The following is a 13,707-nucleotide window of genomic DNA, read 5'->3' as shown; positions in this document are numbered from 1 at the left end:
TCGGAAGGGGCCGCAGCTTGCGGCCCCTTTTGTTTTGGGGCGCGGGCTTGGTTGTTCCCGCTCGGCCCGCATGGCATGGTCCAAGGGCAAAGCGATGGGGGTAGGCATGGATCGGATCGGCGTCATCGGCTTGGGCCGCATGGGAAGCGAAATCGCCACACGTTATGCCGCGCAAGCCGTTCCTGTCACGGGATGGACGCGCAGCGGGCGCACTGTTGCGCATGTGCCAACTGCCCCTGACCTGTTTTCCCTTGTGGCGCGCGCCGATGTCATCGTGTTGAGCTTGTTTGATGATGCGGCGGTCAGCGAAACGCTTGCCGCGCTGCTTGATTGCCCGCTTGGCGGGAAACTCGTCATCGACACCAGCACCATCGTTCCCGGCACGCTGTTGGCCTATGCCGCGCAAATCGAAGCTGCCGGGGCGCATTTGGCCGATGCGCCGATCTCGGGCGGCCCGGAAATGGTGGCAAGCGGCAGTTGCGGGATATTCGTCGGCGGTTGCCATGCGGCGGCGATCCGCGCACAGGCAGCACTTGCGCCGCTTTCAGGGCGGATCTTTCATGTCGGTCCGCTTGGCACCGGGCTGGTGATGAAATCGATCAACAACGCGATGATGCAAAGCTATTTTGCGGGTCTGGCTGAACAGATGCGCGTGGCCCGTCATGCTGGCCTGTCGCTTGAGATGGCAGTGACGATCCTCAGCGGTGGGCCTGCGGGTGCGCCGGTGCTGAAAGATCGGATGCCGCGCATCTTGGGCCATGACGCGAGCGTAGGCTTTCCCATTCGCGGCGTGGCCAAGGATAACGATGTCTTCCGCCGTATCGCCGCCGAGGCGGGGGTTGCCACCCCGACGCTTGACGCGGCACATGCGATGATTGCAGCGGCCATCGATGCCGGTCTGGCCGAGGCTGATGTCGCCGCTTTGATTGCCATGGCCTATGCCGATGCCTGATCTGCCCCCCCTGCGCCTGACCGGGGCCGAAATCTTGTATGAGAACGGCCTGTGCCGCGATGCGATCAGCATTGCGGGCGGACGGATCGCGACCAGCGGCGGGCGCGAGATCGACCTGTCGGGCTTTCGCATCCTGCCCGGGATTATCGATCTGCATGGCGATGGGTTCGAGCGGCACATGGCCCCGCGCCGTGGTGCGGTCGACAGCCCGGCGGCGGGTCTGGCGGGGCTTGATGCGGAATGTGCCGCAAGCGGGATCACCACCGCCGTTCTCGCCCAATTCTGGAGCTGGGAGGGCGGCATGCGCAGCCCGGAATTCGCCCAAACGCTGGCCCAAGCGCTGCACGGGGCCGAGACGCTGACCGCGATGCATCTGCAACTGCGGGTCGAAACGCATATGATCGACACGCTGGATGCGATGCTGGCCTTGGTGCGGCGTGCGGGGATTTCCTTTGTCGTGTGGAACGACCACTTGCCGCATAAGCATTTGGCGGCGGGCAAGCGGCCACCCGGTCTGACAGGCCAAGCGCTGAAAGCGGGCCGTTCGCCCGAGGATCACGCCACGCTGCTGGCCACGCTCCATGCCAATGGCGCGCGGCTGGAGGCGGCGCTGACCCCCATCGCGGCAGAGCTTGCAGGTCTTGGTGTGCGTATGGGGAGCCATGATGATCATACGGGGATGGATCGCGCACGGTTTCGGGCATTGGGTGCAGACCTCTGCGAATTCCCCGAGACTGAGGACGCCGCCCGCGCCGCCAAGGACGCAGGCGAGCCTGTGATCATGGGCGCGCCCAATGTGGTGCGCGGTGCCTCTCATAGTGGCAAGATCGCGGCTGAGGTGCTGATCGAAGCGGGCCTCGTCGATGCGCTGGTGTCGGATTACCACTATCCGACGCTGGCGCGCGCGGCCTTGAAGCTGGTGCCGCGCATGGGATGGGCGGCGGCTTGGGGGTTGATCTCCTCGGGGCCGGCACGGGTGATGGGATGGCAAGATCGCGGGCGCATTGCCCCGGGCGCGCGTGCCGATCTGGTGATCATGGACGCACAAGGCCGGATCTGCGGCACCATCGCGGGCGGGCGGGTGTCGCATCTTTCGGGTGCGCTGGCCGCAAGGATGCTGGCATGAGATTAGTGGCGCTCAGTGCCTTGGTCATGGTGGCCTTTGCCGCCAATTCGGTCTTGAATCGTGCGGCTGTCGGCACGGGCCAGATCGGCGCGCTTGATTTCGCGCTTTTGCGCGCGGTGGCCGGGGCCATGGTTTTGATCGCGCTCATTAGGCTGCGCGGCGCGCGCTTGACCCTATTGGAACCACGCCGGGTTTTGGGCGGGGCGATGCTGTCCACTTATCTGATCGGCTTTTCGCTGGCCTATTTGGCGATGGATACGGGGCTTGGCGCGTTGATCTTGTTCGGCGGCGTGCAGGTCACGATGTTTGCAGGCGCGCTGGTGATGGGCGAGCGCCCCCCCGCGCGGCGGTGGTGGGGTGCTGGGCTGGCGCTGGCGGGGTTGGTCTGGCTGGTCTGGCCGGGGGCGGGGGCTACGGCACCGCTTTGGGCGGTGGGTGCGATGGCGTCTGCTGCGCTGGGCTGGGGCATATATTCGCTGATCGGGCGCGGCTCGGCCGACCCTTTGGGCGACACGGGCGCGGCCTTTGTCTGGGCCACGGTCTTGGGCTTTGTGGCGGTGCTGGTGCAGACAGGCGGCAGCATGGTCAATGACGCGACATGGGCTGGCATGGCGCTGGCCGTGATCTCGGGCGCTGTCACATCGGGTTTGGGCTATGCGCTGTGGTACCGGGTTTTGCCGCGCATCGGTGCCTCGGTTGCGGGGCTGATGCAGCTTTCGGTGCCGGTGATCGCGGGCTTGGGCGGTGCGCTTTTGCTGGCCGAGACACCGACGCGCGCGATGATCTTGGCGGGTGCCGTGGTCTTGGGCGGCATTGGTTGGGGCCTCTGGCCTCAGCGCACCAAGGGCTCCAAACTGTCATAAAAGATGCAATCCGACCATGCGATAGCGGGCAGGCTGTCGGGCTTGTAGCGGTAGCGTTGCATCTCGTCTTGGGCGATCAGGTGGCGCTCGGTCACGATGCCTTCGGGGTCGGTCCAAGGGGCCAAGGGATCGCCTGCCACCAGCGTGACACGGAAATAGATATCGACCTGATGGAAATCATGGCTTGGGGCATGAAACTCGTTCACAAGACAAGGCGCGCCGACCGCGATGGTCAGGCCGGTTTCCTCGTGGAATTCGCGGATCAGGTTGTCATGAAGCGAGCTATGCATCTCGACCCCGCCGCCCGGTGCGCACAAGAGATCGCTTTTGCCGCCGCCCCACGCATTCACCATCAGCAGGCGGTTCTCGATCAGCAAGATGCCGCGAACGGCGAGGCGGGGGCGATGTTTGGACATGGTCCACACAGTGGCGCGCCGCGCAAGCGGAGGCAATCCCCCCATGGGCCGCGCTGGGCGCGCGCCGCGGTGCTGCTCTTTGTGTTGTTCATCGCCGCGGTTCCGGCGCGCGCCGCCGATTGCGTGATCTTGCTGCATGGTTTGGCGCGCAGCGAGAACTCGCTTTTGCTGATCGAAGAGACCTTGAGGGCCGAGGGCTATCAGGTGGTCAATCGCGGCTACCCCTCGCGGCGCGCCTCGATTGCGGAGTTGGCCCCTTTGGCGCTTCTGCCTGCATTCGCGCGTTGCGAGGGGCAGCGCGTGCATGTGGTGACACATTCGATGGGCGGCATTTTGCTGCGCTATTGGCTGGCCTATCATCGAACCAGCAATCTGGGCCGTGTCGTGATGCTGGCCCCGCCCAATGCGGGATCGGAAATCGTCGATGTGCTGGGCCCGCTTGAACCCTTCGAATGGATCAACGGCCCGGCGGCATTGCAGCTTGGCACCGGTGTTGAGGGTTTGCCGAACCGCTTGCCGCCCGTTGATTTCGATCTCGGCGTGATCGCGGGTAATCAATCGCTGAACCCTGTTTATTCCGCGATGATCCCCGGCGATGATGATGGCAAGGTCGCGGTCGATAGCACCCGCGTGGCGGGCATGGCCGATCACATCGTGCTGCCGGTGACGCACACTTTCATGATGAATAACCCGCTGGTCATCGCGCAAGTCATGGCCTTTTTGCGCGATGGGCGTTTCGACCGCGAACTGACCTATATCGAGGCCATCGAGCGGATCATCGAATAGCGCGCAGCTTAGGCGGGGCCGGTCACGCGGTTGATATGGCCCATCTTGCGCCCCGGCCTTGTGTCGGATTTGCCGTAAAGATGGATCTGGACGCCCGCCTCGCCGGCAAGCGCAAAGGCGCGGTCCACATCGGCACCGATCAGGTTTTCCATCACCACATTGGCATGGCGCGCGCCATTGCCCAAGGGCCAGCCGGTGATGGCGCGGATATGCTGTTCGAATTGATCGACGGCGCAGCCCGCTTGCGTCCAATGGCCGGAATTATGCACGCGCGGTGCAATCTCGTTGACCACAAGACCTTGGGGGGTGACGAACAGCTCCACCCCCATCACGCCGACGTAATCAAGTGCTGTCAGGATGCGCGAGGCGAGCAAGACCGCATCGGTGCGCTGCTTGAGCGGCAAGGTGGCGGGAACCGTTGTCGTGGCCAAGATGCCGTCGGTATGGACGTTTTCACCCGGATCATAGGCCGCGACACTGCCATCGCGCCCACGCGCGGCGATCACGCTGATCTCGCGCGAGAAGCGCACGAAACCCTCGGCGATGGCAGGCGCGCCTTGCAGGCTGTCAAGCGCCGCCGCGCCATCGGCGGGCGACATGACGCGCGCTTGGCCCTTGCCATCATAGCCAAAGCGTCGGGTCTTGAGGATTGCGGGCGTGCCGGTCGCAGCCAGCGCCGCGTCAAGATCACCGGGGCCGTTAATCGGTGCGAAAGGGGCGGTGGTCAGCCCCAGACCTGCGAGAAAGCGCTTCTCGACCAGCCGGTCTTGGCTGGTTTCCAGCGCGCGGCGGTCGGGAAAAAGCGGCGTGGTGCGCGCCAAGACATCGAGTGCGGGGGCGGGGATATTCTCGAACTCGAAGGTGATGAGGTCGCAGCTTTGGGCGAAACGGCCAAGCGCGTCTAAATCATCATAGGCGCCTTGGGTCCATGCATGGGCCACATCGGCGGCGGGCGCGCTGCCGGGTTCATAGATATGCGTGCGGTAGCCAAGCCTTGCAGCCGCCATGGCCAGCATGCGGCCAAGCTGGCCGCCACCCAAGATACCGATGGTCGCCCCGAGCGGCAGCGGTTCAGTCATCGCTCGGTGTCTCGGGGATTGAGGCGGAAAGGGCCGCGCGCCACGCATCAAGCCGCGCGGCCAGCGCCGCGTCAGATGTCGCCAAGATCGCCGCAGCCATCAGCCCTGCATTGGCCGCACCCGCCGCCCCGATGGCCATGGTGGCCACGGGGTAGCCCTTGGGCATCTGGACGATGGAGTAAAGCGAATCGACCCCCGAGAGCGCCTTGGTCTGCACCGGCACACCGATCACCGGCACCCGCGTTTTCGAGGCCATCATACCCGGCAGATGCGCCGCACCCCCGGCACCCGCGATGATCACCTTGAGCCCGCGCCCGGCGGCCGCAATCCCGTAATCCCACAACCGATCCGGCGTGCGATGGGCCGAGACGATGCGCGCCTCGTAAGCCACGCCAAGCTCATCAAGGATCGCCGCTGCCTCGCGCATGGTGGGCCAGTCGGATTGACTGCCCATGATGATGCCAACCTCGACATCCGACTTGTGTACCATCTGTCGCGCCCTCGCGGCTTTGGAATAAGCGGCGCACTATAGCCGCGCGGCGGCGCGGTGCAATCCGCTGTGATTTGCAAATGATCGCCTTGCTTAGGCCAAGATATCGGGGATCAATTCATCCTCGATCCGCGCGATCTGATCTTTGAGCATAAGCTTTTGTTTTTTCAGCCGCTTCAGCGTCAACTGGTCAGGGTTAACGGCATCATGCAGCGCCTCGATCGCGGTGTCGAGGTCGCGGTGTTGGCGCTTGAGCACCTCAAGGCGCACACGCAACACATCTTCATGGTTCATCTCGGTAGGGCCGGAGGGGGCATTCATGGCCTGGCATGTCCGATCGCTGGGTCTGTCCTCGGTCTGGACGGTTCACTTTAGCGCGCGCGGATCGCGTCGCCAAGTCTTGCACGCAGACAAGCAGCCCCCATATCCTCATCATAGGCGTGTCGCCACGAATGGGGCGCGCCATCACGCAGATCGCTTTATCGTAAGGATGTGCTTTCGATGACGAAATTGAGCCTTGGTACCCACCCCTTCTTGTTGGGTTTCGACCAATTGGAACGGCTGGTGGAGCGCACCGCCAAATCCGGTAACGAGGGCTACCCGCCCTATAATATCGAACAAATCGGCGAGACCGCCTATCGCATCACGCTGGCCGTTGCAGGCTTTGCCGAAGATGAGCTTTCGATCACCCTCGAGGATCGCCAATTGGTGATCCGTGGCCGACAGATCGATGATAGCGCGGAGCGTGTCTTTCTGCATCGCGGGATCGCGGCGCGCCAGTTCCAGCGCAGCTTTGTTTTGGCCGATGGGGTCGAGGTCGCGGGTGCGGTCTTGCAAAACGGGCTCTTGCATATCGCCTTGCAGCGCAGCGTGCCTGATAGCGTGGTGCGCAAGATCGCGATCACTGTGGCCACGTCGGATGCGGGAAAGGGTGAGAAATGACCAACGAACACAACGCAATGAACCTAAACGCCGGGCGGATCGTTTATATTCGCCCGATCGCCGTGGCCGATCTGCCCGATGCTTTGCGTGAAAAGGCCCATGGCCTTGAGACGCTTTACGCCATCGGCAGCGAGACGGGCGAACGGCTGGCGCTGGTGCGCGACCGCGATCTGGCCTTTGTCGTCGCGCGGCAGAACGATATGACGCCGGTCAGCGTGCATTGATCCAAAGCGACGGCTGCGCCTTTGGGCGCACCGTCACCCTTAGCCGTCATCCCGCCAGCGGTTAACGATGGGATAACGGCGGTCGAGCCAAAAGGCGCGTTCGGTCAATCGCGCACCGGGGGCGGACTGGAAGCGCTTGTATTCGCTGATATAGATCAGGCTTTCGATCTTTTTCACTGTCGCCCGATCATGACCCATAGCCACGAGATCGGCAACCGACGCCTCTTTGTCGATCAGCATCTCGAGGATCTCGTCCAGCACCGGGTAGGGCGGCAGGCTATCCTCGTCCTTTTGGTTCTCGCGCAACTCTGCCGTGGGGGGCTTGTCGATCACGCTGGGCGGGATCACCGCACCGCTCGGCCCCTGCATCCAGTCGAAATGATGGGCGTTGCGCCAGCGACAGGTCTCGAACACACGGGTTTTGTACAGATCCTTGATCGGGTTATAGCCGCCCGCCATATCGCCATAGATCGTGGCATAGCCAACCGCGACCTCGGATTTATTGCCGGTGGTCAAAAGCATCTCGCCGAACTTGTTGGACAGCGCCATCAGCATCACACCGCGCAGGCGGGATTGGATATTTTCCTCGGTCAGATCGGGGGTGGTGCCGGCAAAAAGCGGCGCAAGCGTTGCAAGCACCGTGTCATGTGCTGCACCGATAGACACGGTATCAAGCGCCACACCCAAACGCGCGGCCACATCTGCGGCATCGTCAAGCGAGCTTTGCGAGGTAAAGCGCGAGGGAAGCATCACGCAGCGCACCTTGTCCGCCCCCAGCGCATCGGCGGCAATGGCGGCCACCAGCGCGCTGTCGATCCCCCCCGAAAGCCCCAAAAGCACGCGTGAAAACCCCGCCTTTTTCACATAATCGCGCAGGCCCATGACCATGGCGTGGTAATCGGCCTCCCATGTGTCGGGCAGGCGTGTCTTTTCGCCGGGAACCGCGCGCCAACCATCGGCATCTTTTACAAAATCGACATGGAAAATGCCCGGCAAGAAAGCGGGCATCTGGTGGGTCAATTCGCCATGTGGGTTCAGCACAAAACTTGCCCCATCGAAAATCTGGTCGTCCTGCCCGCCCAAAAGGTTGAGATAGACCAGCGGCAGCCCTGTCTCGATCACGCGTGCGACCATGATCGCCTGTCGGGTGTCCATCTTGCCCCGGTGATAGGGTGAGCCGTTGGGCACGAGCAAAATCTCGGCCCCGGTCTCGGCCAAGGTCTCGGTCACATCTTCGAACCATGCATCTTCGCAGATCGGCACGCCGATGCGGACCGGCCCCACCCGCACCGGACCCGAGGGGTTGCCGGCATGGTAATAGCGCTTTTCGTCGAACACATTGTAATTGGGCAGGTGGTGTTTCATCACCTGCGCGGCAATCTTGCCGTCTTGCAGGATAAAATAGCCGTTGAACGGCTTGTCGCCGCCCGGCAGCGGCGCGCCGATCCCGATCGCGGGGCCATCGGCGCAATCTTGTGCCAATTGCGCCAAGACCTGTTGCACATCTGCGGCAAATGCGGGTTTGCCGACCAGATCTTGCAGCTGGTAGCCGGTCAAGAACATCTCGGGAAAGGCCACCATATCCGCACCTGCGGCTTTGGCCTGCGCCCAAGCGGCCTTGGCCTGCGCGGCATTGCCACGTAGATCGCCCACGGTGGGGTTGAGCTGTGCAAGGCTTAGGCGGAAGCGCTCGGCCATGTGGCGCCCTTTCAAGCTAAGGCAAGTGTCATCCCGCGCAGATGTAACAGAAAGCACCCCGAGGCCAAGGCCATGCGGCATCGCAGCTTGGCAAAGCCGTTGCGCCCGCGCGATTGACCCCCTAACTTTGCCCAGCCGAAACTTGCCACGCTCCATCCCCAAAAAGGGCCGTTCACCGTGACCAAGACACACTACGCCTTGGCGATTTGCGCCGCGATCTTCTGGACATCAGGCGTCAGCGCGCAGCAGGCCGATGCCATCGTCACCGATATCCAGCAATATGATAACGGCGGGATCTACGAGGGTGCATTTCGCAACGGTGTTCAACATGGTCAGGGCACCTATCGCCTTCCCAATGGCTATGAATACACCGGCAATTGGGTGGATGGCGAAATCCGTGGACAGGGGCGGGCCGTCTTTCCCGATAGATCGATCTATGAGGGCGAATTCCTCGCTGGCCGCCCGCATGGGATGGGCAAGATCACCTATGCCGATGGCTCGACCTATGAGGGCGAATGGGCGGGCGGCACGATCCAAGGCAACGGCACGGCCATCTATTCGAACGGGCTGAGCTACACAGGGGTCTTTGAGAACGGTCAGCATCATGGCCAAGGCATCATCACCGGCCCCGGCGGCTACCGCTATGACGGGACATGGGTCAATGGCGTGATGGAGGGCCAAGGTTCCATCACCTATCCCGATGGCACGACCTATGTTGGCGGCTTCATCGCGGGGCTGCGCGCGGGCGTCGGGCGGCTCGAAATGCCCGATGGCGCGACCTATGAAGGGGAATGGGCCGATGGCCAGATCAATGGGGCGGGCGTGCTGACGCAGTCCAATGGCGATGTCTACACGGGTAGCCTTGCGTCCGGTCAGCGCATCGGGCGCGGCAGTCTGCGCTATGCCAATGGCGATCTCTACGAGGGGGATTTCGCCAATGACCAGCGCCACGGCACCGGCACCATCACCGCCGCCGACGGGTTTAGCTATACCGGCGACTGGGTCGAGGGGCGGATGCGCGGCAATGGCAAGATCACCTATCCCGATGGATCGGTCTATGAGGGTGCCTTTGTCGATGATCTGGCCCATGGGGCGGGCCTGATCACCTATCCTGACGGTTCCAGCTACAATGGCGACTGGGTCGAAGGCGTGATCCAAGGCCAAGGCACCGCCACCTATGCCAATGGGCTGAGCTATGTGGGCCAGTTTCTCAATGCCCGCCAACATGGCCAAGGCGTCATGACCCACCCCGATGGCTACCGCTACGAGGGCGAGTGGCAAGACGGGCTGCGTCATGGTCAGGGGCGGGCAACCTATGTCGATGGCTCGGTCTATGACGGCACTTTTGTGGCCGGAAAGCGCTCAGGCCAAGGGCGGCTTAACATGCCAGAGCCCAACGCCTTTTCCTATGTCGGGGAATGGGCAGATGGCGAGATCAACGGTTTTGGCATCGCGACCTATTCCAATGGCGATACCTATGAGGGCCGCTTTGTCGATGGCCGCCGCGAGGGCGAGGGGACGATGCGCTATGCCTCGGGCGAGGTGTTGCGCGGCACATGGGTAGACGGTTTGCCGACCGAGGGTGCCGCGCTCGAAGGTCCGCCGCCCGCTGCCGATCCCGACACAAGCGAGGGCAACCCGGCCGCAACACCATCACAGGCACCCTAGCCCAGCTTTTCTTCGTTTCATAAATATCCCGGGGTCCGGGGCAGAGCCCCGGCGCGGTGGTTGCCACCCGCGCCGGGAATGTGCCGATCACGCGGCGATCAGCCCCATGCTCTCAAGCTTCAATAGCACTTGGTGGGCGCAGTAATCCACATCCATGCCTTCGGTATCGACGACCAACTCGGCGACGGTCGGTGCCTCGTAAGGGTCCGAGATCCCGGTGAACTCCTTGATCTTGCCTTCGCGCGCCAGCTTATAAAGGCCTTTGCGGTCGCGGCGTTCGCATTCCTCGATGGAGGTCGCGACATGCACCTCGATAAAGGCGCCGAAGCTTTCGATCATCTCGCGCACGGCGCGGCGTGTGGCCGTGTAGGGGGCAATCGGCGCGCAGATCGCGATGCCGCCATTCTTGGTGATCTCACTGGCCACATAGCCGATGCGGCGGATGTTGATGTCGCGGTGCTCCTTGGAAAAACCCAACTCCGATGACAGGTGCTTGCGCACCACATCGCCATCGAGAATCGTCACGGGGCGGCCCCCCATCTCCATCAGCTTGACCATCAGCGCATTGGCGATGGTCGATTTGCCAGACCCCGAAAGACCAGTGAAAAACACCGTAAAGCCCTGCTGGCTGCGCGGCGGCGAGGTGCGGCGCAACTCGCGCACCACCTCGGGGAAGGAAAACCATTCGGGAATTTCCAACCCCTCGCGCAAGCGGCGGCGCAGTTCGGTGCCGGAGATATCGAGGATGGTATCGCCCTCGGGCACCTCGTTGGCGGGGTAATACTGCGCCTTTTCCTGCACATAGACCATGTGTTTGAAATCGACCATCTCAAGCCCGATCTCGGCCTCGTGTTCCTTGAACAGGATTTGCGCGTCATAGGGGCCGTAGAAATCCTGACCTTGGCTGTTCTTGCCGGGGCCTGCATGGTCGCGGCCGACGATGAAATGGGTGCAGCCGTGGTTGCGCCGGATCAGCCCGTGCCAGACCGCCTCGCGCGGGCCTGCCATGCGCATGGCAAGGTTCAAGAGGCTCATGGTGGTGGTAGCGGATGGGTATTTGTCCAGCACCGCCTCGTAGCAGCGCACGCGGGTGAAATGGTCGACATCGCCGGGCTTGGTCATGCCGACGACGGGGTGAATGAGCAAGTTCGCCTGCGCCTCTTTCGCGGCGCGGAAGGTCAGTTCCTGATGCGCGCGGTGCAGCGGGTTGCGCGTCTGAAACGCCACGATGCGCCGCCAGCCGAGCTTGCGGAAATAGGCGCGCAACTCGTTGGGCGTGTCGCGGCGCGCGCGGAAATCGTAATGCACGGGCGGCTGAATGCCAGTGATGGCACCGCCCAAGTAAACCGGCCCTGCGACATGGTGCAGGTAGTTCACCGCCGGATGTGCCAGATCATCGGCCCCGAATACCATCTGCGCCTCGCGCGCTTTGTTGGGGATGTATTTGTCGCTGATCGACAAGATCGCGAGGATCACCCCCTCGGCGTCGCGCAGCGCGATATCTTGGCCGGGTTCGACCTTGGCGGCGAAGTCTTCCGAGATATCGAGCGTGATCGGCATGGGCCAGAGCGTGCCATCGGCCAGCCGCATGGTTTCCACGACGCTTTCGTAGTCGGCCTGCCCCAAGAACCCCTTAAGGGGTGAAAAGCCGCCATTCATCAACAGTTCCAGATCGCAAGTCTGGCGCGCGGTCAGATCCCAAGACAAAAGATCGCCCGCCTCGCGCTTGAGCTTTTGCGCGCTGTCGGGTGCGACGTAGAGTTCTTGGATCGGTGAAAGATGGGTCTGCATAGCTAGGGTCCTGGTCTTTAGGGAAAAAACACCGCTCCCCGTGCCGGTCAATTCGGCATGGAGGGCGTCATACTCGGCAAGTTTACGTGACAGGAAACTGTCGGTGAGCCGCGCCTTTTCAGCCGCGCCTTGAGGGGTCAGCGCATAGGCCATGCGGCTTCGTCGGTCGGTGCTGTCGCGGGTCGCAATGCGGACCAGCCCGGCATCGGTTACGGCGCGCAGCACGGCGTTGAGCCGCCCAAGGCTGATCCCCAAAGCCTGCGCCGTTGCGCGCTGCGACAGCTCGGGCGCGGCATCAAGCTGGCGCAAAAGCCGAAACAGCAGGTCTTCATCGGGCAGGTTTGGGGTGTCGGACACGGGCGGGCCTTACTTGTTCAAAAGTGAACATATTGCGCGAAAGTTGAAAACGCAAGATGTTTGTTCATGTTTGAACTAATATTTCAAACAAAAAAGCCCGCCACAATGGCTGTGGCGGGCTTTCCTACGAAGGGAAAAAAATAGGGACTGGCGTTCACTCGGCCCCGTGTTCGGCCAACCATTTTTCCGCATCAAGGGCCGCCATGCAGCCCATCCCGGCGCTGGTCACGGCTTGGCGATAGACATGATCGGTCAAATCGCCCGCCGCAAAGACACCGGGGATGGAGGTATGCGTCGTGCCCGGCACGACCTTCACATAGCCGCCATTGTGCAATTCAAGCTGGTCTTTGACCAATTCGGTCGCGGGGGCATGGCCGATGGCCACGAAGAACCCTTTGCAGGGAACTTCGGTGATCTCGCCCGTCTCGACATGTTTAGCGCGAACCCCTTCGACACCGCGCGGCCCACCGGTCGACCCGTCGCTGCCGATGACCTCGTCGATCTCATGATTCCACAGCACCGCGACCTTGGGGTTCTTGAACAGGCGGTCTTGCATGATCTTCTCGGCGCGCAAGCTGTCGCGGCGGTGGATCAGCGTGACCTTTGAGGCGAAATTGGTCAAAAACAGCGCTTCCTCGACCGCCGTATTGCCGCCGCCGACCACCACGATCTCTTGCCCGCGATAAAAGAATCCGTCGCAGGTGGCGCAGGCCGAGACGCCAAAGCCTTTGAACTGCTCTTCGGACGGAATGCCCAGCCATTTGGCCTGTGCGCCTGTCGCAAGGATCACCGCATCGGCGGTGTAGGTGGTGCCGCTATCGCCCTCGGCCCGGAAGGGGCGGGCCGAAAGATCAAGCGACTGGATATGATCGGAAATGATCTCGCAGCCCATTTCTTTGGCGTGATGCTCCATCCGGACCATCAGATCGGGGCCCATGACGGACGCATCGCCCGGCCAGTTTTCGACATCTGTGGTGATCGTCAACTGACCGCCGGGTTGGATACCTTGCACCAAGATCGGCGACAGCATGGCGCGGCTGGCATAAACCCCTGCCGTATATCCGGCCGGGCCCGATCCGATGATCAACAGGCGGGTGTGGCGGGCGGTTTGGTTCATGGGTGTGCTCCTTGGATCATGCGCGCGCGGCTTGGGTCGTGGCGGCTTGGCCTTTGGGATATAATTCGGACAGCGCCCGGGCGAAAGCCCTGCGGCACGGGGTTGCACGCGCGGTTGGAATGATACATTTGTTGCGCAAGTGTGAAATAAAATTGCGCAGATATTTGTCACGCGGTTCGAAAAGCAATACGCGCTTAG

The 13,707-nt window shown here is 62.5% G+C and carries 14 protein-coding genes; 7 read left to right on the top strand and 7 right to left on the bottom strand.

All coding sequences use genetic code 11. From position 1 onward, the window contains the following. Window positions 1-70 precede the first annotated feature (70 nt). From KG698_RS05540 to KG698_RS05530, 3 genes are read left to right on the top strand one after another with little or no spacing between them, the layout of a single operon-like run. Complete coding sequence (locus tag KG698_RS05540; RefSeq protein WP_213684552.1) at window positions 71-952, top strand: NAD(P)-dependent oxidoreductase; 882 nt, start codon at window positions 71-73, stop codon at window positions 950-952. Continuing rightward, window positions 945-2,078: an alpha-D-ribose 1-methylphosphonate 5-triphosphate diphosphatase gene (locus KG698_RS05535; protein WP_367114044.1), complete on the top strand. Its 1,134-nt coding sequence runs from the start codon at window positions 945-947 to the stop codon at window positions 2,076-2,078. The genes KG698_RS05540 and KG698_RS05535 overlap by 8 nt, the downstream gene beginning before the upstream one ends. Then, window positions 2,075-2,941, top strand: coding sequence for a DMT family transporter (locus KG698_RS05530; RefSeq protein ID WP_213684550.1), 867 nt, complete (start codon window positions 2,075-2,077; stop codon window positions 2,939-2,941). The genes KG698_RS05535 and KG698_RS05530 overlap by 4 nt, the downstream gene beginning before the upstream one ends. On the opposite strand, the gene KG698_RS05525 is transcribed toward KG698_RS05530, so the two are convergent. Further along, entirely contained in the window at window positions 2,911-3,357 is a 447-nt protein-coding gene (locus tag KG698_RS05525) for an NUDIX hydrolase (RefSeq protein WP_213684549.1), read from the bottom strand. The two genes, KG698_RS05530 and KG698_RS05525, sit on opposite strands and share 31 nt — an antisense overlap. Here KG698_RS05525 and KG698_RS05520 point away from each other — a divergent pair. Continuing rightward, window positions 3,346-4,143 (top strand): alpha/beta hydrolase, encoded by a 798-nt coding sequence (locus KG698_RS05520; RefSeq protein ID WP_300982948.1) that lies wholly within the window; start codon window positions 3,346-3,348, stop codon window positions 4,141-4,143. The two genes, KG698_RS05525 and KG698_RS05520, sit on opposite strands and share 12 nt — an antisense overlap. Window positions 4,144-4,151: 8 nt before the next feature. Here KG698_RS05520 and KG698_RS05515 read toward each other — a convergent pair whose 3' ends face one another. From KG698_RS05515 to KG698_RS05505, 3 genes are all read right to left on the bottom strand, one after another. Further along, window positions 4,152-5,222, bottom strand: a complete 1,071-nt coding sequence (locus KG698_RS05515; RefSeq protein ID WP_213684548.1) for a 5-(carboxyamino)imidazole ribonucleotide synthase — start codon at window positions 5,220-5,222, stop codon at window positions 4,152-4,154. After that, complete coding sequence (gene purE / locus KG698_RS05510) at window positions 5,215-5,712, bottom strand: 5-(carboxyamino)imidazole ribonucleotide mutase (protein WP_213684547.1); 498 nt, start codon at window positions 5,710-5,712, stop codon at window positions 5,215-5,217. Before purE ends, KG698_RS05515 begins: the two co-directional genes overlap by 8 nt. Window positions 5,713-5,805: 93 nt before the next feature. Then, a complete protein-coding gene (locus KG698_RS05505) occupies window positions 5,806-6,033 on the bottom strand; it encodes a DUF465 domain-containing protein (protein ID WP_213684546.1) in 228 nt (75 codons plus the stop codon). A gap of 180 nt (window positions 6,034-6,213) precedes the next feature. On the opposite strand from KG698_RS05505, the gene KG698_RS05500 reads away from it, so the two are divergent. Together KG698_RS05500 and KG698_RS05495 are read left to right on the top strand one after the other, a co-directional pair. Further along, entirely contained in the window at window positions 6,214-6,654 is a 441-nt protein-coding gene (locus tag KG698_RS05500; protein WP_213684545.1) for an Hsp20 family protein, read from the top strand. Then, window positions 6,651-6,878 carry a DUF1150 family protein gene (locus tag KG698_RS05495; RefSeq protein WP_213684544.1) on the top strand — a complete coding sequence of 76 codons (228 nt, stop codon included), beginning with the start codon at window positions 6,651-6,653 and terminating at the stop codon, window positions 6,876-6,878. The genes KG698_RS05500 and KG698_RS05495 overlap by 4 nt, the downstream gene beginning before the upstream one ends. A 39-nt stretch (window positions 6,879-6,917) precedes the next feature. Here the strand turns inward: KG698_RS05495 and KG698_RS05490 are convergent, their stop codons facing one another. Then, the gene (locus KG698_RS05490; RefSeq protein WP_213684543.1) at window positions 6,918-8,576 is read right to left on the bottom strand and encodes an NAD+ synthase; all 1,659 of its coding nucleotides are present in this window, start codon (window positions 8,574-8,576) and stop codon (window positions 6,918-6,920) included. 216 nt (window positions 8,577-8,792) lie between these two features. On the opposite strand from KG698_RS05490, the gene KG698_RS05485 reads away from it, so the two are divergent. Further along, the gene (locus KG698_RS05485; protein ID WP_367114051.1) at window positions 8,793-10,244 is read left to right on the top strand and encodes an MORN repeat-containing protein; all 1,452 of its coding nucleotides are present in this window, start codon (window positions 8,793-8,795) and stop codon (window positions 10,242-10,244) included. An 87-nt stretch (window positions 10,245-10,331) separates the two neighbouring features. Here the strand turns inward: KG698_RS05485 and KG698_RS05480 are convergent, their stop codons facing one another. Next, on the bottom strand, window positions 10,332-12,392 hold the full coding sequence (locus tag KG698_RS05480) for a bifunctional sulfate adenylyltransferase/adenylylsulfate kinase (protein WP_213684542.1): 2,061 nt from the start codon (window positions 12,390-12,392) through the stop codon (window positions 10,332-10,334). 154 nt (window positions 12,393-12,546) lie between these two features. Further along, complete coding sequence (gene trxB / locus KG698_RS05475; protein WP_213684541.1) at window positions 12,547-13,509, bottom strand: thioredoxin-disulfide reductase; 963 nt, start codon at window positions 13,507-13,509, stop codon at window positions 12,547-12,549. Between the last annotated feature and the right edge of the window lie 198 nt (window positions 13,510-13,707).

It is taken from the genome of Roseicyclus sp., assembly GCF_018402035.1.
Lineage (GTDB): Bacteria > Pseudomonadota > Alphaproteobacteria > Rhodobacterales > Rhodobacteraceae > Roseicyclus.
Note: the sequence above shows the minus strand (reverse complement) of the source record. Positions and strands in the feature narration are given on the sequence as shown.